Below are 20994 nucleotides of genomic sequence, written 5' to 3' on the forward strand. Positions count from 1 at the left end.
CGACTTCGTCAGCCAGATCCTAGAAAACATCGTCGCCGTGCTGCGCGAAGCGGGCGCCGTGCCGGAGCACATCGTGCGCATGACCTGGTATAGGGTCGACAAGCGCGAGTATCGCGACGCCGGGTGCGAACTCGGCACCGACTACCGCAAGGTGCGGGGGCGCCATTATCCGGCTATGAGCGCTGTGCAGGTACGGGGCTGATGGAAGACCGGGCGCGGGTCGAGATCGAAGTAACGCGGTCATACCCCATCGAGAAGACTATGCAGAGACGTAAACGCTTGACCTTCTGGGGCGCCAACGAGAATGACGACAGCCTGCCGCGCGCCGTGATCGCTGAACGCAAGACGGCCACCGCCAACGGTCGAGGATTACAAGCCCTACGGCGAGTACAGCGACGGCAGCTATGAAGCCGGCGATGTGATCGAAGTTTGTGACCTGAAGCGGTGCCTGCGCTGCCTCATCCGTGCCGTCGACGTTCAGATCATCCGGTTCGGGGACATGCCGGAAGCGGTGTGGCGAGGCGAGAGATTCGCCAGCGCCCGTGAGTTTCAGGAGATTCACGTTCGCTGTCTGCCGCAATACGCGGTCAATGACGACTTCGAGTTCGTCACCCTGCATTTCGAACTGATCGAAGTGATCGAACCCTGATCGCTCTAAGGCTGGCTTAATGCGGGTCTGTCCCGTTTGTCCTGCTTGTTCTGTTTGTAGAACAGGAAGGCCATCGTGGTCGTGGCGATTAATAACACCACGCTGGCCGCATCGACCGTCACATTGACGCGCACGTCTACTTTCACGTCTTTCATGGCTTTGTCCGGATGCATGATGAATGTTGGCGCTGAACGCATGGGAGTGTCGTCTCGAACATAACATGGTGCGCTGCCAACCCGCGCCGGCCAACCACGCCAGCGGAGACGGAGTTCAGAACAGTTCGTCCAGCATCAGATGGAACTGCAGCTTGCGTCGATCGGGCGTGGCGACGCCATACTGTCGCAGGAAGCGCTCCTGGAGCGCGCCACCGAACTCGCCGAGGCAGTTCCAGGCGATGGCAAGATCCTGGTAGCGGTCGGCAATGCCGACCCGTCCGGCGTCGATGCAGCCGGCCACCTCGCCATCGACGATGAGGAGGTTGTCGAGCGAATAGTCGCCGTGCGTGACCATGGGATCGGGCGCGAGCGGCAGCAGGGCCTGCATGGCGTCCCACACTTGCCGTGCGGTCCAGCCTGCGCGTTCCTGGTCGAAATCGCCTTCATCGACCAGGCCCGCCTCGATGCGCGCGCGCCAGGACCAGGCGATGGGCGTGGTCGCTGTCGAACGGGCAGGCGGACGCCGGGAGCGCGTGCAGCCGCTGCAGGAAGCCGGCCAGGGCATCCACGATGGCGTGACCCTGGCCGGGATCGGCTTCCAGCAGCTGGTAGGCGGTCTTTCCCGGCAACGCCGTCATCAACAGCCAGGCCAAATCGGTGGTACGGACAACATTCACGACGGCGGGCGCCGGCAAGCGTCCCGTCAGCCAGCGCAGCCTTGCCGCTTCATCGCCGATGGCATCGGCAACCTTATGCCTGCCATGCTTCAGGTACAGGTCAGGCGCCCCTGGCTTGCCGTGCAGCCGGTAGACGGCGCCGCCCGATTCGCCGACCCGGTCGCGCGCCCAGGCATAGCCAGCCACGGCGGACGACATGCTCCCCGGAACGGTCACGGCTCGACAGGCTTCCTCCCGGTTCATGTTGCTCCTGGTCTGTACGTCGTCGTCTCGACCGAGCGCCACCGCCCCGGCCATTCTGGTAAGTTGGTTCAATAGTGAACCGAGGAGCAACACATGAGCAACCCCATCGTCCACGTCATCCAGGATTTCTCCATCGCCGAGCAATTGCGGGCCGACCTGCTGGCCGCCGGCCTATCCCAGGACAGCGTCGCCCTGTCTCCGATCGGCGACGAGGCGGGCCCGGGCCAATCCAACTTCACGGTCGGGGACTCGCCGTCGGCCAAGGGCGGCACCGACTACAACGACGTCTATCGCCCCGAAGGCGATATGCACGGCGCCTGCATCCTCAGGGTCCTGGCGCAGAATCCGCGCGAGGAAGAGCTGGCCCGGGCCATCGTCGAACGCCATCGCACGGCGAACCCGCACGCGCTGAGCGAGCAGCGCGTGCCGTGAACGTCATCCCCGCGTAGGCCGGGACCTAAGTATTACTTCCTCAACTCCAGCTCAGATCGGCCTTGCTGAGCGGGAGTTCACGCACCCGCTTGCCGGTGGCGGCGAAGATCGCATTGCACACCGCCGGCGCCAGCGGCGGCAGGGGCGGCTCGCCCAGGCCCGTCACCGGCTGGTCCGACTTCACGAAGTGCATCTCGATCCTTGCCGGCGCGTCGCCGATGCGCAGCAGCTGGTAATCGTGGAAGTTGCTCTGCACGATGCGGCCGTTCTCGAGGTTCAGCTCGGGGAACATCAGGGTCGACAGGCCGTCGATCACCGAGCCCTCGACCTGGTTCTCGGCGCCCGACAGGTTGATGATGGTCGGTCCGACATCTAGCGCCACCACCACGCGGTCGACCTTCACCTTGCCGTCCTTCGAGACGGTCACCTCGGCCACTTGCGCCACGTAGCCGCGGTGGCTGAAGTGGAAGGCGATGCCTTGTCCCTGGCCGCGCGCGAACTTCTTCTTGCCCCAGCCGGCCTTGTCGGCGGCGGTCTGCAGCACCGCGCGCATGCGCGCCACGTTGTAGGGCTGGCCGCGCTCGACGCTCGGCGCCATGATGTCCTTGTCGCCCAGCAGTTCGAGGCGGAAGGCCAGCGGATCGCGCCCGCCCGCATGCGCCAGCTCGTCGATGAAGCTGTGGAAGGCCCAGGCGAACACGCAGCTGCCCGGCGCGCGCCAGGGTCCCATCGGCACGCTGCATTCCAGCGCGGTCTGCTCCAGCTGGCAGTTGGCCAGCCAGCGGCCCGGGAATTCGTCGGGCGACAGGCTGCCGCCGCTACCGTTGCGCAGGGTGCTCTTGCCATCCTGCTCCACCCGGTTGGCGAAGGTGACGAAGTGGTTGTGCCATCCGACGACCTTGCCGGCCTCGTCGACGCCGCCGCGCAGGAAGTGGAAGCCGCCCGGACGGAAGTGGTCGTGCTGCAGGTCGTCCTCACGGGTCCAGGTCAGCTTGACCGGCGCCTTGTCCTTCATGCGCTGGGCGATCGCGGTGGCTTCGACGATGAAGTCCGAGCTCAGGCGCCGGCCGAAACCGCCGCCGCTGCGGATGATGTGCATTGTGATCTTTTCTTTGGGGATGCCGCAGGTGCCCGAGACCAGCGCCTGGCCCGCGTTCGGATTCTGGGTCGGGGCCCACAGTTCGAGCGCGCCGTCGGGCTTGATCCAGGCGGTGCAGTTCTGCGGCTCCATGCTGGCATGCGAGATGAAGGGGTAGCTGTAGGCCGCTTCCACCGTCTTGGCGGCGCCCTTCAGGGCGGCGGCGACGTCGCCATCCTTGCGCAGCACGGTAGCGCCGGGCTGGCTGGCGGCCGCCTTGGCCTGGGCCGTGAAGTCGGCCCAGCTGTGCTTCGCGGCGCCGCCTTCGTCCCACGTCACTTCGAGCGCGCGGCGGGCGCGGATCGCGGCCCAGGTCGAGGTGGCGACGATCGCCACGCCGGGACGCAGGCCGTTCAGGTTGCTGGTGCCTTCGATGATGAAGGCGTCCTTGACGCCGGGCAGGGCGCGCACCGCGTCCAGGTTGGCGCGCAACGGCTTGCCGCCGAAGACCGGGCACTTGACGTATTGGGCGTGCAGCATGCCCGGCAGCTGGACGTCGATGCCGAACAGCGGCTTGCCGCTGACGATGGCGGGGTTGTCGACGCCGCCGATGCGCTTGCCCAGCAGCTTGAAGGTGGCCGGGTCCTTGACCGCCACGCTCGCCGCTTCCGGCAGCGGCAGCCTGGCCGCCGCCTCGACCAGGTCGCCGTAAGCCAGGCGCCGTTTGCTCGCCGCGTGCAGGACATGGCCGCCGTCGGTCGTGCATTCGCCGGCCGGCGCTTTCCAGGCCTGGGCCGCGGCCTGCACCAGCACGGCGCGCGCGGTGGCGCCCAGGCGGCGGAAGTTCTCGTAGTTGTTCGGGGTCGAGTTCGAGCCGCCCGCGCCCTGGCTGCCGTAGGCTTCCAGGTTCAGGTCGCCCTGGACCACGCGCACGCTTTCCCAGGCGACGTCGAGTTCCTCGGCGATCACCATCGGCAGCGAGGTCTTGATGCCCTGGCCGATCTCGGGCTGCTTGGAGATCAGGGTCACGCTGCCGTCGCGCGCGATGCGGATGAAGGCGTTCGGCACGAAGTCCGGGCTGGCGGCGCCGGCCTTCGTATCGCTCACGGCGGCCAGCACGCCCTGCGCCGACATGCCGATCAGGAAGGCGCCGCCGGCGGCGCCGGCGCGCAGGAAACCGCGGCGCGAGGTGGAGGCGAGCGTCATGCTTGTTTCCCTTCGGTCGATGCGATGTCGGCGGCGCGGTGGATGCCCTTGCGGATCCGCATATAGGTGGCGCAGCGGCACAGGTTGCCGGCCATGGCCTCGTCGATCTGGGCGTCGGTCGGCTTCGGATGCTGCTTGAGCAGGGCGCAGGCGCTCATGATCTGCCCCGACTGGCAGTAACCGCATTGCGGCACGTCGAGCTCTTGCCATGCCACCTGCAGCGGATGGCGGGCATTCGCGTCCAGGCCCTCGATGGTGGTGATCCTGGCATTGCCGATGCTCGAGACCGGCAGCACGCAGGCGCGCGTCGCCACGCCGTCGAGGTGGACCGTGCAGGCGCCGCACTGGCCCAGGCCGCAGCCATACTTGGTGCCGACCAGGCCCAGGGTATCGCGCAGCGCCCATAGCAGCGGGGTATCGGCTTCGACGTCGACGGCCTGCGCCTTGCCGTTGACATTCAGGGTGTATGTACTCATGACGCTCCTTCAAGGCAGTCCGAACAGGCTGACAATCCTAGCTGAAATTTCACTACTTCAACAGTATTGCAGTGCCTGTTTTAATCCCTGCCAGATAGTAAATATGCCGCCTTGGACGCTACGGATTAATATGTAATACTTTGTTGCATTAAGGTCGACACTATTTTCTATGCTTAAACGCGGTCTGCGCCTGCTGCCGGCGAACCTGAAGCTGCGCATGGCCTGCGTCGCGGCCGTCCTGGTATTCGTGGCGACACTGCTGGTCACCCTGTCGACCCTGGCGGTGGCCGAGCGCGGCATGAAGTCGGTGATCGGCGACCAGCAGTATGCGATGCTGGCCAGCGCCGCCTCCTTCATGGACGACCGCATCGCGGCGCGCCTGGCGCAGGTGGAGTCGCTGGCGGCCTGCCTGCCGGCGGCGGCGCTGGGCGACCCGGAGGCGGCGCGCCGCTTCCTCCAGGCCCAGGCGCCGCTCTGGGAACACGAGTACATGAACCTGATCCTGCTCGACGTCCGCGGCCAGCAGCTGGTGTCGCTGCGCACGTTCGGCAACGAGCGGCGGCTCGACGCCGCCGGGCGCGACTACTTCGAGCGCCCGCTGGCGACCCGGCGCGGCTTCATGGCGCAGCCGATCGTCAGCCGGATCTCGGGGCGCCAGGTGGTCGTGATCGGCGCGCCCGTGCTCGACCGGGGCGGCGAGGTAGGAGGCGTGCTGACGGCCAGCATGGATTTGCAGGCCACTGGCTTCCTGCGCCAGATCGGCGCCATCAGACCGGGCGCTTCGGGCTACCTGTTCCTGATGACGCCCGACGGTGCCATGATCGACCATCCCGGCCCGCGCCGCCTGCTGCGCCAGGCCGGAGCGCGCGGATCGGGCGCGGAGCGCGCCCTGGAGGGCTTCGAGGGGTGGATGGAGGCGGCCGGCGACGATGGGCGCGAATCGATCTACGCCTACCAGCGCCTGCGCACCACCGGCTGGATACTGGGCGCCCGCTACCCCACCGAGGAAGCGTTCGCGCCGCTGGCGCAGATGCGCCGGAACGCCATCTTCGGCGCGACCGCCCTGGCGCTGGCCGCGGGCGTGCTGGCCTGGGCGCTGGTGTTCAGGCTGCTGGCGCCGCTGCAGCGGCTGCGCGACCGCATTCGCGCGATCCGCCACGACGGCGCCGACATCGGGGTGCTGCACGACACCCGGCGCGACGAGATCGGGGAGCTGGGCAATGCCTTCTACCAGCTGATGGCCGAGCGCCAGAACGCCGAAGGCCTGCGCGCGGCCAGCGAGAAGCGCCTGCGCCTGATCACCGACAACCTGCCGGTGCTGATCGCCTACGTCGACCGCGACCGGCGCTTCCGCTTCGGGAACGCGACCTTCGAGCGCTGGTTCGGGGTCGCGCCCGAGCGGCTGGTCGGCATGTCGATCGCCCAGCTGATGGGCGAGGAGGCCGCGCGCCAGGGCGCGGAAAGCCTGGAGCGCGCGTTCGCCGGCCACGCCGCCACCTGCCAGATGCGGCTGCTGATCAAGGGCGCGCCGCGGGTGCTGGAGGGCGTCTACATCCCCGACCTGCAGCCGGACGGCAGCGCGGCCGGCGTGTACGCGCTCAAGCACGACATGACGCACGTGAAAGAGGTCGAGGAGCAGCTGACCCGCCTCGCGCGCATCGACACCCTGACCGGCCTGGCCAACCGGCGCAGCTTCAACGAGACCCTGCAGCAGGCGCTGGCGCGCGCCTCGCGCCACGGCCGGGCGCTGGCGCTGGCCTACCTGGACGTCGACCACTTCAAGCGCATCAACGACAGCCACGGCCACGGCGTGGGCGACGAAGTGCTGAAGGAATTCGGCGAACGCCTGCGCGCCTGCGTGCGCGCCAGCGACCTGCCTGCGCGGCTGTCGGGCGACGAGTTCGTGGTGATCCTCGAAGAGATCGGGAACGGCGGCGAGGCCGAACCTACCGTGGCCAACATCGCCGCCAAGATGGTGGCGGCGATGCGCGCGCCGTTCGCCACCGGGGCCGGGATGCTGGCGGTGTCGGCCAGCGTCGGCGTCGCATTGTGGCGGCAGGGGCAGGGTGAAGACGCGCTGCTGGCCGAGGCGGATGGGGCCTTGTATGTGGCGAAGGCGAACGGGCGGGATGGGTATGCGGTGGGAGCGGCGGCGTAGGGGCCGACCCTACAACCCGCCTGGATAGGTCTCCGGCGGCTCGCCGGAATGCCAGCCGCTGGTCGCATCGAGCGGCTCCACCGCCGTGGTGCGGTCGATGTGGATCACGGCGTCGAACTGGCGCGGCAGCTGGGCCATGAAGTAATGGCTCTGGCGCTCGCTGCGCGGCAGGTACAGCACGCCGATGGCGCGTTCCAGACGCTCTTCCATCAGCGCGTCGCGCGCCGGCGAAGGCTCGCGCAACGGCAGGAAGAAGCGCTCGATGCCGGTGCTGTGCAGCAGGTGCTCGTAGCTGTTCTGCAGGGCCGGACGCACGTGCTTGTGCCGGCCCTCGCCATCCCATTCCGACGCCGCCGTGACCCGGCCTTCGTAGGTGGTGAAGCCGATCAGGACCGTGTCGGCGCCATGGGCCTTGCGCGCCAGCTCGCCCAGCGTCCATTCGCCCTGGCGCCCGATCTCGGTCGCGCGCGCGTCGCCGATGTGCGAGTTGTGTTCCCAGACCACGATGCGCGCCGGCTTGCCGCCCTGCGACAGGTGGCGCGCCACCGTGTCCAGGGTCTCGGCCATGTGGCTGTCGCGCAGGTTCCAGGACGAGACGCGGCCCTTGAACATGGTGCGGTAATACTCTTCGGCGTTCTTGACCAGGCGCGCGTTCTGCTGGGCGTGGAAGAACGTGTCGTCGCCGCCGCCGGCCTGCACGTAGTCGAAACCGCGCTGCTGCAAGGTGCGCAGGGTGGCGATCACGCCTTCCTGGCACGACGGCGACATGCCGAAGCTGGCCTCGTAGCCGTATTGCTGGCTGTCGCGGTCGTAGTGGTCGAAGCAGGCGTAGACCTTGCGCGCCTCGCGCGCGGCGTTCGGGTCGACTTGTTCCAGGTAGTGCAGCACTTCGCGGATCGAGGTGTACATGCTGTACAGGTCCAGGCCGTAGAAGCCGGTCTTGGCGCTGGCGCCCGGGCCGTCGTTGTGCGCGCGCAGCCACTCGACGAAGTCGAGCACCGCGGTGTTGCGCCACATCCAGGCCGGGAAGCGTTCGAAGCCCGAGAGGGCGGCGCGGCCGTCCGCGTCCGCGCCTTCGCCACGCACGTAGCGGTTGACACGCCAGGCATCGGGCCAGTCGGCTTCGACCGCCACCGCGGTGAAGCCTTTTTCCTCGATCAGGCGCCGGGTGATGCGCGCCCGCTCCGCGTAGAACTCGTGGCTGCCGTGGGTGGCTTCCCCGAGCAGCACGAAGCGGGCGTTGCCGACCATGTCGAGCAGGGCGTCGTAGTCGTCCGCGCCCCCGGTGAGGGGGCGGGCCGACGCGCGCACCGCGTCGAGGGTGGCGTTGGTGAGGATGGCCACGTCAGTGCAGGAAGCTGTGGCTCGGCGCCGCCTGGTGGCCGGCGTAATGGGCGCCGCCGCGCTCGATGAATTCCTTCATGCGCGCCAGGTCGTCGTCCATCTGGCGCTGCGGGTCGGCGCCCAGCATGCGCGCGATGCCGTGGCCCAGCGCGCCGGCCGGCGGCGAGTAGGTCATGCGCACCGTGACGCGGGTGCCGTTGCCGGACGGCTCGAAGGTCACCGAGCCTTCCTGCTCGATCTCCGAACCCGGTTCGCTGCGCCACGACAGGCGCTCGGGACGCGACTGCTCGGTCATGACGGCGTTCCAGGCGTATTCCATGCCGCCGGGGCCGCGCACCACCCAGTGCGAGCGGCGGTGGCCGAGGTCGCGCACCTCGGTCACGTGCGACATGAAGCGCGGGAAGTTCTCGACTTCGGACCAGGCGTCGAACACTTCCTTCGGCGCGGCGTCGATGTGGATCGAGTTCTCCACCCCGACCTGGCTGGCGGCGCCGCGGTGGCGCAGCGAATCGACCAGGTGGCGGCCGCGGTCGCTGCGCAGCAGCACCGCCAGCGCGCCCAGGCCGAGCAGGGCGGCCACCGGCGAGCGGCGCACCAGGCCGACCACGCTCAGGGCGCCGGTGCCCAGCAGGGCGGAATTGGTGAGCGTCGGGCTGCGCGCGCCGAACACCTGGCTCAGGTGGTCGGTCCAGGCGCGCACCTGGTCGCCGGCGGCGTGGGCGCGCGAGCGGGCGTCGGCTTTCACGCTGTGGGCGGTCTGTTCCAGGCGTTCGCGCGCCAGGTCGGCGCGTTCGCGGGCGCGTTCGGCGGCGCGGTCGGCGCTGTACTCGGCGCGGTCGCGCGCCTTGTCGGCGGCATACTCGGCCTTCTCGCGCGCTTCGTATGCCGCATGGCTGGCGCGGTCGCGCGCCTCATAGGCGGCGTGTTTCACGCGATCGCGGGCCTCGTGGGCGGCGTGGCTGGCGCGGTCCTTCGCCTCGTACGAGGCGTCGGCCAAGCGCTCGCGCGCATGTTCGAGGCGGTCGCGCGTGCGGTGCGAGACCTCGGCCAGGCGGTCGCCCGCCGCATGGGCGGCGCCGGCCAGGCGTTCGCCGGCGCGGGCCGCGGCGCCGGTGGCGCGCAGGCGCGCCGAGTCGAGGCGGTCGCCGGCGTTGTGCCAGGCGTGTTCGAGGCGGTCGCCGGTGCGGTCGCGCGCGTCGCGCAGCGCGCCGCGGGCGTTGGCGCGGCGCTTGGCGCCGCGGTCCGGGTCGAATGCGTACATCAGCAATGCGCCTGCGACTGCTGCGCCGATCCACTTACCTGCGTTCATCGCTTTTTCGTTCGTATCGTTCATGTCGGCTCCTTTCGGTGGGGTTGGCTGGCGGCGTCGCGCGTCGAGGCCCACGCCTGCGCCAGCAGGGTCTGCACTTCTTCATCGCCGGTCTGCCCGAAGTGGCGATACCACTGCCCGACGGAGCGAAAGCGGGGCGGGGCGACGAGGCATACCACGTCGTCGACCACGCCGCGCAAGGCGTCCAGCGCCTCACGGGCCGCCGCCGGCGCCGCGACCACCAGCCGCGACGGCTGCTGGCGGCGCGCCGCTTCGACCGCCGCCAGCATCGTCGATCCGGTGGCGATGCCGTCGTCGACCAGGATCACGCAGCGTCCCGCCACCCGGCATGGTGGGCGCTCGCCGCGATAACGCCGTTCGCGCCGCGCCAGTTCGGCCTGTTCCGCCGCGATCACCGCATCGACTTCGGCCCGGGTCACGCCCATCAGGCCCGGCACGCCGGGCTGGAGCACCTGGACGCCGCCGCTGGCAATGGCGCCCATGGCGAACTCGGGCTGGTTGGGCAAGCCGAGCTTGCGCACCAGCATCAGGTCGAGTTCGGCCCCCAGCGCCTGCGCGATCGGGAACGCGACCGGCACGCCGCCACGCGGCAGGGCCAGCACGAGTACGTCTTGACTGCCGGCATGGTGTGCCAACGCCTGTGCCAGCGCAGTTGCCAGTTTCGTGCCCGCGTCGGCGCGGTCGATGAACGGTTCGAGCTCTTGCATGATGAAGAAGTTGTTAACTTCCAGCATACACAGGGACGAGCGTGGCCGTCGTTCGTTTGCCGCGTGGAATGATGTCGATGGGAATGGCGGCCCCGGACGGGGCCGCGCGGTGGATCAGCCGAGCTGGCGGCTGTGGAAGCGCAGATGGTCTTCGACGAAGGTCGAGATGAAGTAATAGCCGTGGTCGTAGCCGGCATGGCGGCGCAGGGTGAGCGGCTGCCCGGCCTTGGCGCAGGCTTGCTCGAAGGCCTCGGGCAACAACTGCTCGACCAGGAATTTGTCGCCCAGACCCTGGTCGATCAGGATGCCGCCAGGGAAGGGCGCGCTGGTGTGCGAGGCCATCAGGGCGCTGGCGTCATAGTGCCGCCACGCGTTTTCGTCGGCGCCGAGGTAGCCGCCGAAGGCCTTCTTGCCCCACGGGCAACGGCTTGGCGCGGCGATCGGCGCGAAGGCCGAGACCGAGCGGAACAGGTCGGGGTGCCTGAGCGCCATGGTCAGCGCGCCATGGCCGCCCATCGAGTGGCCGAAGATGCCCACCCGGCCCGGGTCGGCCTGGAAAGTGGCCAGCACCAGCGCATGCAGTTCCAGCAGATAGCTGTGCATGCGGTAGTGGCGGGCCCACGGCTCCTGGGTGGCGTCGAGGTAGAAGCCGGCGCCGGCGCCGAAGTCCCAGCTGTCGCTTTCTCCCGGCACGTTGGCGCCGCGCGGGCTGGTGTCGGGCGCGACCAGGATGATGCCCAGTTCGCTGGCCAGGCGCTGGGCGCCGGCCTTGATCATGAAGGTTTCTTCGGTGCAGGTCAGGCCGGCCAGGTAGAACAGGACCGGCAGCTTCTTCTCTCCCGCCGCTGGCGGCAGGTAGACCGAGAATTTCATCGGCAGCCCGATGGCGGCCGAGTCGTGCTGGTAGAAGCGCTGCACGCCGCCGAAGCAGGCGTGTTCATTCAGGAGTTGGGGCATCTTGGGGTCGATTGCAGTTGATGGATGCCGCCAGTATGCCGCTTCCCGCCCCGGCTTGCCAACTAGACCACGCCCAGCGCTCCCAGCAGCGCGCCGAGCGCCAGCATCCACAGCAGGTGCAGCCGGGTGCGCCAGATGACGATGGCGGTGGCCGCCGTCAGCAGCCACAGGGGCCAGTTGTCCATGTGTTCGCCGCCCTTGCCGCCGCCGGTGGCCAGCAGCCAGGCGGTCGACAGCAGCATGGCGATCACCAGCGGCGCCATGCCCTGCTTGAAGGCGCGCACGGCGCGCAGCTCGCGGTTGCGCTGGGCCCACTGCGCCACCTGGTAGGTGAACACGGTGGAGGGCAGCATGATGCCGATCATCGAGATCGCGACGCCGTAGAGCGCGGCCGTCACGCTGCCGGAATTGAGGCCGACGTTCCAGCCGAGCAGGGCCACGAACAGGACGTTGGGCCCGGGCGACGACTGGGCCAGGGCCACCGAGTCGGCGAACTGGGTCTGGCTGAGCCAGCCCTGGCGCTCGACCAGGTAGCGCTGCATCTCGGAGGTGGTCGAGATCGCGCCGCCGAGCGACATCATGGACAGCATCAGGAAATGGACGAACAGGTTCAGCCAGTCATGCCAGCCGAACACCAGGCTGGGCGCGCTCATGGCTTGAGCCCGCGCCAGGCCAGCACGCAGCCGAGGCCGCCGAGCAGGCCGATCACGGCCGCCAGCGGCATGCGGATCCAGGCCAGCAGCACGAAGCCGGCGGCGGCGATCGCGATGCAGGCCGCGAGCGGAATCACATTCCTGGTCAGCGCGACCGACATGCGCAGGCCGGTGGCGGCGATCAGGCCGGCGGCGACGGCGGCCATGCCGCGCAGGGCGCCTTGCACCTGGGGCTGGGCGGCGAACTGCGCGTAGACCAGGGCCAGGCACAGCACCAGGATCAGCGGCACGGTGAGGATGCCGGCCAGTGCGCTCATGGCGCCGGCCAGGCCGAAGTGGCGGCTGCCGATCATCATGGCCAGGTTGCAGACGTTCGGGCCCGGCATGATCTGGGCCACGGACCATTCTTCGATGAATTCCTCATTGCTCATCCAGCGCTTGCGCTCGACCACCTGCTGCTGGATCACGGCCAGGACCCCGCCGAAGCCCTGCAAGGCGATCAGCGTGAACGACACGAACAGGTCGGTCAGCGAGGTCGGGCGGGGACGATCGGGTTCCGCCGGCGGCGCAGAACGTGGGGACTGGGGTGCGGAAGGCGGTATTGGCAAGGGTGAGGCGCTCATCCGGCGATTATCGCCGCAGGGCCCGTGCCGTGTCCACGCGCTACCCGCCGTGGGTAGTGGCTCAGCCGCCGCCGATGCCTTCCATCACGCGGCCGGTACCGCCGCATTGCGGACATGGCTTGCCGTCGGCCAGCGTGCCGCGGCCGGCGCAGGCGTCGCAGATGTCCTCGCCGGCGCCAGGCGTGCCGGGAGCGGCGTCGTCGCCGGGATTCAGGTCGGGTTGGATGCTCATGGAAATCCTCGTGGTTGGTGGGTTGCGGCCGATTGTAGGCAGGATGACGGGCGGACGGCGCAGCGCTGGTGGGCACAGGCATCCGACCAGGGTTTTCGTGGTTCGATACAGGTTTGACATTGACTTCATTCCAGCATCGTCAATACTCGTGGTGCGTCAGCGACATAACCCACCGGAGATCCGCGCCATGAGCCCATACCGTGCCCAGGATATCGACCAACGCCTCTCCGGATCTTCCGAGCTCAGGCGCAACGTACGCGAGCGTGACATCGTGGCGCGCGGCATCGCCACGCTGGGCGAGTGCGGCACCATGCCGGCGCTCGAGTACCTCAAGGCGCATGGCGTGCGCCGGCAGGTGATCGAGCGCGTGCTGCTCGAACCGGAGCGCCGCCGGGCGCTCGCCTGATCGGATCCGGCGCATCCGCCAGACCACAAAGTTGCCGCGAGATTTATTTGTGGTGCATACTGCGTGCGTCGGGGGCACAACGTGTAACCCCTTGATTTACAGCGGAATCGAGATTGCCTTCCCAATAGGCAAATTGTTGAAAGCCGCACGGGAGGCCGCGTCCAGCGTGTCAAGCCCCCGCTTTTCCACACACTTATTCACAGACTTTGTGGATATCCAAAAAACGCCTTGATTATCCGTAACTTGGCGGCGATTGCTGAGGTCATGGCTGATGTCATTCTTGACAACGCCTTGACAGCGGCGAAAGACGGCCGCATTTTCTTCTTGCGGCCCGTGACTGGATAAATGTACAGTATGGCATTTCCAGATTCCGCCCCATGTCCGCCGTCGCCGATCCGATCGCCAACCTGTCCGCCACCGACGACCCGTTCGCCAGCCTGAACCCCGAGCAGCGGGCGGCGGTCGAGCACGACGTCGGGCTTGACGCGCCGCGTCCGCTGCTGGTGGTCGCCGGCGCCGGTTCCGGCAAGACCAATACGCTGGCGCACCGGGTGGCGCGCCTGATCCAGTCGGGCGCCGATCCGCAGCGCATCCTGCTGCTGACGTTTTCGCGCCGCGCCGCCACCGAGATGACCCAGCGCGCCGGCGGCGTGCTGCACCGGCTGTTCGGGCTCAAGGGCAGCCAGGCGCCGGTCACGCTGCCCTGGGCCGGCACCTTCCACAGCATCGGCGCGCGCCTGCTGCGCGAGTTCGCCGGCCGCATCGGCCTGGATGCCGGGTTCACGATCCACGACCGCGGCGACTCCGAAGACCTGATGGGCATGGTGCGCCACGAGATCGGCCTGAGCCAGCTCGACAAACGCTTTCCGCTGAAAGGCACCTGCCTGTCGATCTATTCGCGCGTGGTCAATGGCCGCGAGCCGCTCGACGCGGTGCTGCAGGCGTTCTTCCCCTGGTGCAGCGAGTGGGAAGCGCAACTCAAGACCCTGTTCGGCGCTTATGTCGACGCCAAGCAGGAGCAGAACGTGCTCGATTACGACGACCTGCTGCTGTTCTGGGCCGAGATGGCGGCCGACCCGGTGCTGGGGCTTGAACTCGGCGCGCTGTTCGACCACGTGCTGGTCGACGAATACCAGGACACCAACCGCTTGCAGGCGGCCATCGTCACCGGCATGAAGCCCGACGGTCGCGGCGTGATGGTCGTCGGCGACGATGCGCAATCGATCTATGGCTTTCGCGGCGCCACCGTGCGCAACATCCTCGACTTTCCCGCCCAGTTCTCGCAGCCGGCGCACCTGATCACGCTGGAGCGCAACTACCGTTCCACACAGCCGATCCTGGACGCGTCGAACGCCGTGATCGGGGCCGCGCTCGAGCGCCACGCCAAGACCCTGTGGACCGACAAGGCGTCAAGCATCAAGCCGCAGCTGGTGTTGATTCCCGACGAAGCCGAGCAGGCGCGCTGGGTCTGCAACCGCATCCTCGAACAGCGCGAAACCGGCGTCGCCCTCAAAAGCCAGGCGGTGCTGTTTCGCGCCGCCAGCCACAGCGCCGCGCTCGAACTCGAACTCATGCGTCGCAACATCCCCTTCGTCAAGTTCGGCGGCCTGAAATTCCTGGAGGCGGCCCACATCAAGGACGTGCTGGCCGTGCTGCGCTTCGCCCAGAACCCGAGCGGACGGCTGGCGGGTTTCCGCGCGCTGCAGCTGATTCCCGGCATCGGCCAGGCGACCGCCACCCGGCTGGTCGAGGCCGCAGGCGGCAGCGACGATCCGGTGGCGGCACTGGAAGCCTTCGCGGTGCCGGCGCGCTGCAAGACCGACTGGCAGGCATTCTGCGCGCTGTACCGGCGCCTGCGCAGGCCCGGCCTGCGCTGGCCGATGGATCTCGAGCTGGCGCGCGCATGGTACCAGCCGCACCTGGAGCGCCTGCACGACGATGCGCAGGTGCGCGCGGCCGACCTCGACCAGCTGGTGGCGCTGTCCGGCGGCTATGGCAACCGCGAGAGCTTCCTGGCCGAGATCACGCTCGATCCGCCCGAGGCCACCAGCGACCGCGCCGGCGCGCCGCTGCTCGACGAAGACTACGTGATCCTGTCCACGATCCACTCGAGCAAGGGGCAGGAGTGGAACACGGTGCACGTATTGAACGTCGTCGACGGCTGCATGCCGTCCGACATGGCCACCGGCACCCAGGACGACATCGAGGAAGAACGGCGCCTGCTCTACGTGGCCATGACGCGGGCGCGCGAGAACCTGCACCTGGTGGTGCCGAACCGCTTCTTCATCAAGCAGCAGTCGAGCATGGGCGACCGCCATGTGTATGCGACGCGCACGCGCTTCATCACCCCGGTCATGCTCAAGCATTTCGAGGAATGCGCCTGGCTCAGCGCCGACAAGCGCGAGCTGCGCACGCCCATGCCCGACAGCATCCGCATGATGGTGCGCGACCGCGCCCGGAACGCGTGGAAATGACGACAGATGCGGACAAATTGACGACTTATCCCCGGTGCCCCACTTTTGTAGGAGTTTGCCGTATGTGACATGGACGCGCAGAAGTGGTGCACGTGCAAGTGACTGATTTTACGGGGATATTTTTTTGCCTTCTGAACGGGCATTTTGTTGAAACCCGCATCAATGCTGCGCTTGCGACTTGTCAAGTGGCGCTTTTCCACACAGTTATCCACATTTCTTGTGGATAGACCCAAAGATCGAATGAAATCAGGTACTTGGCGTCGTCCGGACGCAGCGCCAAGTGGCGTCCTGGCCGCCCCGCGAATCGGCTGCGTCGGCGTGGGGCCCACGCGGCCGTTGGAGGTGCGCCGCGCCGTCAGGCATGGGCTGTCATTGATGATTTGCAAGGAAATTCGCTAATATGTAAGTTATCGAACATACTTGATCGATAACTGCAGTTAACCTGTATCAAGCAATTCCAACAGAGTGGCCGACTTATCGCCCGGCCACGCGAGCTCCGCCGTCCTCGCGACGGCGAGGGCGGCGGGCTCCGCCCGCATGCCGCCTGCCGCGTCCCCATTTTCCAAAGGATCTCGCCTCATGTCATCAGTCACGCCGCCAGCGCACGCCGCCAATCCCGCCAATCCCGCCAACCCCACCCCTCCCGATACCAGGGAAAGCCGCTTCGTGTTCAAGGTCGCCATCGCCGCGACCATGGGCGCGCTGGCCTTCGGCTATGACACGGGCGTCATTTCGGGCGCCTTGCCGTTCCTTGGCCTGGCGCCCGCGCAGGGCGGCCTCGGCCTGACGCCGGTGACCGAGGGCATCGTCACCTCGTCGCTGGTGTTCGGCGCCGCGCTCGGTTCGCTGATGGCGGGCACGCTGTCGGACAAGTACGGCCGCCGTACGACGCTGATGGGCCTGTCGCTGGTGTTCATGATCGGCGTGCTCGGTTCGGTGCTGGCGCCGTCGGTGGCGGTGCTGGTGGCGATGCGCTTCATCCTCGGCATGGCGGTGGGCGGCGCCTCGTCCACGGTGCCGGTGTTCATTGCCGAGATGGCCGGCCCCAGCCGGCGCGCGCGCCTGGTCAGCCAGAACGAGCTGATGATCGTGACCGGCCAGCTGGCGGCCTACGTGCTCAATGCGCTGCTGGCCTACCTGTCCGATTCCCCGCACGTCTGGCGCTACATGCTCGCCATCTCGGCGGTCCCGGCCGTCCTGCTGGGGCTGGGCATGATGCTGGTGCCGAAGTCGCCGCGCTGGCTTGCCGGCCAGGGCCGGATGGACGAGGCGCGCGCAGTGCTCGGACAGATCCGTTCGAGCGACAAGCAGATCGAGACCGAGATGGCGGAGATGACCCGGTTGAACGCGATCGAGCGCGAGCAGGCGGGCTGGTCGGCCGTGCTCGGCACGCCGTGGATCCGCAAGCTGCTGTGGATCGGCATCGGCCTGGGCTTCACCGCCCAGTTCACCGGGATCAATGCCTTCATGTATTTCACCCCGATCATCCTGACCTCGACGGGCCTCGGCACCAATGCCGCACTGACCGCCACCATCGGCAACGGCGTGGTCTCGGTGATCGCGACCTTGATCGGCATCTGGCTGATCGGCAAGCACGGCCGCCGGCCCATGCTGATGACCGGCCTGGGCGGCGTGATCCTGACCCAGGCCGCGCTCGGCATCGTGTTGACGTGGTTCCCGGACGGCCTGGCGCGCAGCTATGCGGCGCTCGCCTGCATCCTGTGCTTCCTGCTGTGCATGCAGATGCTGATCGCGCCGGTCTACTGGCTGCTGATGTCCGAGCTGTTCCCGATGCACGTGCGCGGCGTGCTGACCGGCACCGCCGTGGCCTGCCAGTGGGTGTTCAACGCCCTGGTCGCCTTGCTGTTCCCGATCGCGCTGGCGCAGTTTGGCAGCGCCACCTTCTTCGTGTTCGCAGCCATCAATATTGCCTCGCTGGCCTTCGTCGCGACCTGCGTGCCGGAAACGCGCGGCAAGTCGCTGGAAGGGCTGGAGCGTCACCTGGAGAAGACGCTGAGCGCGGGCGCCTGAGACGTCAGTCGGTCGAGCGCACCGCGAGCGCGAGCCGCTCGAGCTCGCGCATGAAACGCTCGCAGGCCACGCCCGGCGCCCACGGCTCCCACGGTCGGCAATCGTAGTAGGCGGCAAGGGGATCCTCGGCCAGCACCTCGGCGCGGATCTTCAGGGTGCGCCGCACCTCCTCGCGCGACCAGCCGGCCACGTGCACGGCCTCGGTGGCCGCGGCCAGGCGGTCGGCGCGCTTGTGCGCCGCATGGCTGCGCGCGTCCCAGGCCGGCAGGCCATAGCGCAGGAATACCGTGTGTTCGAGGCGCCTGGTCAGCGCGCGGAAGGCGTCGCCCAGGAAAGGCTTGATCACCGAGATCGCATCGAAGCCGAGCAGGCCTTCCTCGGCGTCGTGCAGCAGTTCGCGCAGTTCTTCCAGCGGCGTGATGGCCGGGGCGGCGGCGCGGCGCAGCAGCATCACCGTGATCGAGTGCTGGGCCACCGACAGCGGCAACGGCCAGGCCGAGTGGCCGCCCCAGCGGTAGGTGCGGGCCAGGCCGAGCGCCAGGTCGGCGTCGTCCCAGTCGAAGGGTGTCGGGTCGAGCAGGTCGAGGCGGCGGCCGGATGGCATGCGGACCCAGGCGCGGGTCCGGTCTGGCGTGGACGGGATGGACATGTGGCGATTTTACACACCGGCCCGTCCATTCTCCGCATAATTGACGCAGGCAAACGCCGGACCGGCGCGCCCGCGTAAAGTGGATCGAACGCGCCGGGTCGGATGGTTTAGAGGAGGGGGCGATGGGAGCGGACACGACGATCGATTGCGACCTGCTGGTGGTCGGCGGCGGCATCAACGGCGCCGGCATTGCGCGCGACGCGGCCGGGCGCGGCCTGTCGGTGGTGTTGTGCGAGAAGGACGACCTGGGCGCGCATACCTCGTCCGCCTCCAGCAAGCTGATCCATGGTGGCCTGCGCTATCTCGAATACCGCGAATTCGGCCTGGTGCGCAAGGCGCTGGCCGAACGCGAGACCCTGCTCAGGAGCGCGCCGCACATCATGCGTCCGCTGCGCTTCGTGATGCCGCACGTGGCAGGCCAGCGCCCGGCCTGGCTGATCCGCGCCGGCCTGTTCCTGTACGACCGCCTGGCGCCGCGCGCCTTCCTGCCGGCGTCCAGCGCGCTCGAGCTGGCCGGCCACCCCGCCGGCGCGCCGCTCAAGCCCGAATTCACGCGCGCCTTCGCCTATTCCGACGGCTGGGTCGACGACGCCCGGCTGGTGGTGCTCAACGCCCTCGATGCCCACGAGCGCGGGGCGCGGGTGCTCACCCATGCGGCCTGCGCAGACGTGGTTCGGCGCGCCGCGCACTGGGAGGCGCGCATCGATGGGGGCGGCGCGCCCCTGACCGTGCGCGCGCGCGGCCTCGTCAACGCCGCCGGCCCGTGGGCGGCCCATTTCGCGCGCGGCGCCAACCGGGCGGCGCCGCACCGCGCGCTGCGCCTGGTCAAGGGCAGCCACATCGTCGTGCCGCGCCTGTTCGACCATGGCTGCGCCTACCTGTTCCAGCATGCGGATGGCCGGGTCGTGTTCGCCATTCCGTATGAAGAAGTTTTCACCCTGGTCGGCACCACCGACGTCGATTACGCGGGCGACCCCGGCGCCGCCGCGATCGGCGAGGGCGAGACACGCTACCTGTGCGCGCTGGTCAACCGTTACTTCAAGCGCCAGCTGGCGCCGAGCGACGTGGTGTGGAGTTATTCGGGCGTGCGCCCGCTGCTGGACGACGAGGCCGGCAAGGCGGCGGCGATCACGCGCGACTACTTCCTCGAACGCGACGCCAGCGGTCCGCCGCTGCTGTCGGTCTTCGGTGGCAAGATCACCACCTACCGCAAGCTGGCCGAGGAAGCCGTCGACTGGATCGCGCCGCTGCTGGGTGCGACGCCGACGGGAGCATGGACGGCGCACGCCGTGCTGCCGGGCGGCGACCTGTTCGGGCCGCAGCCCGACAACCGCGGCGTGCTGGAATTCGACCGCTGGGTGGCGGCGCTGCAGCGGCGTTACGCCTGGCTGCCCAAGCCGCTGGCGCTGCGCTATGCGCGCGCCTACGGCGCCCGGGTGGAGGGGTTGCTGGATCGGTGCGGGATGTTGGCCGATCTCGGCGCGGAAGTCGCCCCTGGCCTGTACGAGGCCGAGCTGCGCTACCTGATGGCGCACGAGTGGGCCGCCTGCGCCCAGGATGTCCTGTGGCGCCGGACCAAGCTGGGACTACACCTGCGGCCGGGCGTGGCGGACAAGATCGATGCCTGGATGGCCGCCGAACGGTCGGCGACGGCCATCGCCTGACGCTTAGCGCACCCGCTTGTACCACGCCCCCTCGTCGAACAAGGGCTGGTAGTCGGCCGCGCCCGCGTCGCTCGCCGCCAGCTCGCGGTCGATCCCGAGCACCCCGAACAGGGCCAGGCTGTCGCGGAACAGGCGCAGGGTCCGCTGGCGCAGCACCGGGCCGAAGTCGGGCAGGGCGCGGCAGCAGACGATCGCGTGGAACTCGTTGAACGAGCCGTCGGTCACCAGGCAGTATTGCAGCCAGGTGATGCGCTCGCGCAGCCGCGGCAGCAGGCGCGCGCGGCCGTCGCTGACCTCGAAGTAATCGGCCAGCCGCCCCGTGCCGCCACTGGCTTCGTAGCCGCGCTGAGCCTGCGCCAGCTGAGCGGCCGGCAGCGTGGCTTCGCGCGCCTCGAACAGCAGTTCGTCGCTGGCCAGGGTCGCGAACACTTCGGTGCGCCCGTACAGCTTTTCCTCGGCCAGCAGCACGGCCAGGGTCCAGGCCTCGCCCACGCCGGCCACCTCGGGCAGCCAGACCTTGGGGAGCGCCGTCGGACGCAGGCTGTCGGCCAGCGCGCCGCGCTGGCGCCGCGCCCAGTCGGGACGGTCGAACAGGGCGGCCGGCTGCACCGCCAGCGCGCGCACCACGCCCAGCGCCGCGCCGGGCGCGTGCAGCACCTGCTCCTGCAGCCGCGTGAGATTCGGCAGAGCGTGCAGGCGCGCCAGCTCGTGCAGCCGGCGGCGCAGGATGGCGCGCTCGTGGCTGCGGTAGTCGAGGCCGAAACGCTGGTACAGCGCTTCGAGCAGCAGATCGATCTCGAGCTCCGCCAGGCCGGTATCGACCGGCACACCAGTCAAGGCATTCACTGGT

At 68.6% G+C, this 20994-nt stretch carries 20 protein-coding genes and 1 pseudogene; 8 read left to right on the plus strand and 13 right to left on the minus strand.

The genetic code is table 11. The annotated features are described in order from the left end of the window. The first annotated feature begins 37 nt into the window (after nt 1-37). Nucleotides 38-202, plus strand: a complete 165-nt coding sequence (locus tag LO55_RS27385) for a hypothetical protein (protein WP_370659610.1) — start codon at nt 38-40, stop codon at nt 200-202. 216 nt (nt 203-418) lie between these two features. Beyond that, nucleotides 419-649: an ASCH domain-containing protein gene (locus tag LO55_RS17035; protein ID WP_071362375.1), complete on the plus strand. Its 231-nt coding sequence runs from the start codon at nt 419-421 to the stop codon at nt 647-649. Between the two features lie 5 nt (nt 650-654). On the opposite strand, the gene LO55_RS26435 is transcribed toward LO55_RS17035, so the two are convergent. Both LO55_RS26435 and LO55_RS17040 read right to left on the minus strand, forming a co-directional pair. Then, nucleotides 655-846, minus strand: a complete 192-nt coding sequence (locus LO55_RS26435) for a hypothetical protein (protein ID WP_143054544.1) — start codon at nt 844-846, stop codon at nt 655-657. A gap of 73 nt (nt 847-919) precedes the next feature. After that, nucleotides 920-1778 (minus strand): annotated as a pseudogene (locus tag LO55_RS17040) (APH(3')-I family aminoglycoside O-phosphotransferase). A gap of 39 nt (nt 1779-1817) precedes the next feature. On the opposite strand from LO55_RS17040, the gene LO55_RS17045 reads away from it, so the two are divergent. After that, on the plus strand, nt 1818-2156 hold the full coding sequence (locus LO55_RS17045) for a hypothetical protein (RefSeq protein ID WP_005667288.1): 339 nt from the start codon (nt 1818-1820) through the stop codon (nt 2154-2156). A gap of 40 nt (nt 2157-2196) precedes the next feature. Here LO55_RS17045 and LO55_RS17050 read toward each other — a convergent pair whose 3' ends face one another. Both LO55_RS17050 and LO55_RS17055 read right to left on the minus strand, forming a co-directional pair. Next, on the minus strand, nt 2197-4440 hold the full coding sequence (locus LO55_RS17050; protein WP_071362376.1) for a xanthine dehydrogenase family protein molybdopterin-binding subunit: 2244 nt from the start codon (nt 4438-4440) through the stop codon (nt 2197-2199). After that, nucleotides 4437-4916 (minus strand): (2Fe-2S)-binding protein, encoded by a 480-nt coding sequence (locus LO55_RS17055; protein WP_071362377.1) that lies wholly within the window; start codon nt 4914-4916, stop codon nt 4437-4439. Before LO55_RS17055 ends, LO55_RS17050 begins: the two co-directional genes overlap by 4 nt. A 169-nt stretch (nt 4917-5085) precedes the next feature. Between LO55_RS17055 and LO55_RS17060 the strand changes: the two genes are divergently transcribed. Continuing rightward, nucleotides 5086-7074, plus strand: a complete 1989-nt coding sequence (locus tag LO55_RS17060; protein ID WP_071362378.1) for a diguanylate cyclase domain-containing protein — start codon at nt 5086-5088, stop codon at nt 7072-7074. 9 nt (nt 7075-7083) lie between these two features. Here LO55_RS17060 and LO55_RS17065 read toward each other — a convergent pair whose 3' ends face one another. The 7 genes from LO55_RS17065 to LO55_RS26720 all read right to left on the minus strand — a co-directional run bounded on the left by LO55_RS17065 (nt 7084) and on the right by LO55_RS26720 (nt 12920). After that, nucleotides 7084-8418 (minus strand): erythromycin esterase family protein, encoded by a 1335-nt coding sequence (locus LO55_RS17065; RefSeq protein WP_071362379.1) that lies wholly within the window; start codon nt 8416-8418, stop codon nt 7084-7086. 1 nt (nt 8419) lies between these two features. Next, entirely contained in the window at nt 8420-9751 is a 1332-nt protein-coding gene (locus tag LO55_RS17070; protein WP_071362380.1) for an SRPBCC family protein, read from the minus strand. Next, on the minus strand, nt 9748-10482 hold the full coding sequence (locus LO55_RS17075) for a phosphoribosyltransferase (protein ID WP_083415387.1): 735 nt from the start codon (nt 10480-10482) through the stop codon (nt 9748-9750). Before LO55_RS17075 ends, LO55_RS17070 begins: the two co-directional genes overlap by 4 nt. 87 nt (nt 10483-10569) lie before the next feature. Beyond that, entirely contained in the window at nt 10570-11412 is an 843-nt protein-coding gene (gene fghA, locus LO55_RS17080) for an S-formylglutathione hydrolase (RefSeq protein WP_071362381.1), read from the minus strand. A 62-nt stretch (nt 11413-11474) separates the two neighbouring features. After that, a complete protein-coding gene (locus LO55_RS17085; RefSeq protein WP_005667302.1) occupies nt 11475-12065 on the minus strand; it encodes a chromate transporter in 591 nt (196 codons plus the stop codon). Then, on the minus strand, nt 12062-12688 hold the full coding sequence (locus LO55_RS17090) for a chromate transporter (RefSeq protein WP_071362382.1): 627 nt from the start codon (nt 12686-12688) through the stop codon (nt 12062-12064). Before LO55_RS17090 ends, LO55_RS17085 begins: the two co-directional genes overlap by 4 nt. A 61-nt stretch (nt 12689-12749) precedes the next feature. After that, a complete protein-coding gene (locus LO55_RS26720; RefSeq protein WP_005667305.1) occupies nt 12750-12920 on the minus strand; it encodes a hypothetical protein in 171 nt (56 codons plus the stop codon). Nucleotides 12921-13107: 187 nt separating this feature from the next. Between LO55_RS26720 and LO55_RS17095 the strand changes: the two genes are divergently transcribed. From LO55_RS17095 to LO55_RS17105, 3 genes are all read left to right on the plus strand, one after another. Continuing rightward, nucleotides 13108-13326: a hypothetical protein gene (locus tag LO55_RS17095; RefSeq protein WP_071362383.1), complete on the plus strand. Its 219-nt coding sequence runs from the start codon at nt 13108-13110 to the stop codon at nt 13324-13326. A gap of 377 nt (nt 13327-13703) precedes the next feature. Beyond that, nucleotides 13704-15800 (plus strand): ATP-dependent helicase, encoded by a 2097-nt coding sequence (locus tag LO55_RS17100; protein ID WP_071362384.1) that lies wholly within the window; start codon nt 13704-13706, stop codon nt 15798-15800. A gap of 579 nt (nt 15801-16379) precedes the next feature. Further along, complete coding sequence (locus tag LO55_RS17105; RefSeq protein ID WP_071362385.1) at nt 16380-17831, plus strand: sugar porter family MFS transporter; 1452 nt, start codon at nt 16380-16382, stop codon at nt 17829-17831. A 4-nt stretch (nt 17832-17835) separates the two neighbouring features. Here LO55_RS17105 and LO55_RS17110 read toward each other — a convergent pair whose 3' ends face one another. After that, entirely contained in the window at nt 17836-18480 is a 645-nt protein-coding gene (locus LO55_RS17110) for a phosphohydrolase (protein ID WP_071362386.1), read from the minus strand. 122 nt (nt 18481-18602) lie between these two features. Between LO55_RS17110 and glpD the strand changes: the two genes are divergently transcribed. Then, nucleotides 18603-20144: a glycerol-3-phosphate dehydrogenase gene (gene glpD / locus LO55_RS17115; RefSeq protein WP_071362387.1), complete on the plus strand. Its 1542-nt coding sequence runs from the start codon at nt 18603-18605 to the stop codon at nt 20142-20144. Between the two features lie 3 nt (nt 20145-20147). On the opposite strand, the gene LO55_RS17120 is transcribed toward glpD, so the two are convergent. Further along, on the minus strand, nt 20148-20990 hold the full coding sequence (locus LO55_RS17120; protein ID WP_071362388.1) for a protein-glutamate O-methyltransferase CheR: 843 nt from the start codon (nt 20988-20990) through the stop codon (nt 20148-20150). Nucleotides 20991-20994: the final 4 nt, after the last annotated feature.

Source organism: Massilia timonae, assembly GCF_001866515.1.
Classification (GTDB): domain Bacteria; phylum Pseudomonadota; class Gammaproteobacteria; order Burkholderiales; family Burkholderiaceae_D; genus Telluria; species Telluria timonae.

Coding starts and splice junctions, on each gene's coding strand:
- LO55_RS26435 (WP_143054544.1), bottom strand. CDS start 846: ATGCGTTCAGCGCCAACATTCATCATGCATCCGGACAAAGCCATGAAA.
- LO55_RS17045 (WP_005667288.1), top strand. CDS start 1,818: ATGAGCAACCCCATCGTCCACGTCATCCAGGATTTCTCCATCGCCGAG.
- LO55_RS17050 (WP_071362376.1), bottom strand. CDS start 4,440: ATGACGCTCGCCTCCACCTCGCGCCGCGGTTTCCTGCGCGCCGGCGCC.
- LO55_RS17055 (WP_071362377.1), bottom strand. CDS start 4,916: ATGAGTACATACACCCTGAATGTCAACGGCAAGGCGCAGGCCGTCGAC.
- LO55_RS17060 (WP_071362378.1), top strand. CDS start 5,086: ATGCTTAAACGCGGTCTGCGCCTGCTGCCGGCGAACCTGAAGCTGCGC.
- LO55_RS17070 (WP_071362380.1), bottom strand. CDS start 9,751: ATGAACGATACGAACGAAAAAGCGATGAACGCAGGTAAGTGGATCGGC.
- LO55_RS17075 (WP_083415387.1), bottom strand. CDS start 10,482: ATGCTGGAAGTTAACAACTTCTTCATCATGCAAGAGCTCGAACCGTTC.
- fghA (WP_071362381.1), bottom strand. CDS start 11,412: ATGCCCCAACTCCTGAATGAACACGCCTGCTTCGGCGGCGTGCAGCGC.
- LO55_RS17085 (WP_005667302.1), bottom strand. CDS start 12,065: ATGAGCGCGCCCAGCCTGGTGTTCGGCTGGCATGACTGGCTGAACCTG.
- LO55_RS17090 (WP_071362382.1), bottom strand. CDS start 12,688: ATGAGCGCCTCACCCTTGCCAATACCGCCTTCCGCACCCCAGTCCCCA.
- LO55_RS26720 (WP_005667305.1), bottom strand. CDS start 12,920: ATGAGCATCCAACCCGACCTGAATCCCGGCGACGACGCCGCTCCCGGC.
- LO55_RS17095 (WP_071362383.1), top strand. CDS start 13,108: ATGAGCCCATACCGTGCCCAGGATATCGACCAACGCCTCTCCGGATCT.
- LO55_RS17100 (WP_071362384.1), top strand. CDS start 13,704: ATGTCCGCCGTCGCCGATCCGATCGCCAACCTGTCCGCCACCGACGAC.
- LO55_RS17105 (WP_071362385.1), top strand. CDS start 16,380: ATGTCATCAGTCACGCCGCCAGCGCACGCCGCCAATCCCGCCAATCCC.
- LO55_RS17110 (WP_071362386.1), bottom strand. CDS start 18,480: ATGTCCATCCCGTCCACGCCAGACCGGACCCGCGCCTGGGTCCGCATG.
- glpD (WP_071362387.1), top strand. CDS start 18,603: ATGGGAGCGGACACGACGATCGATTGCGACCTGCTGGTGGTCGGCGGC.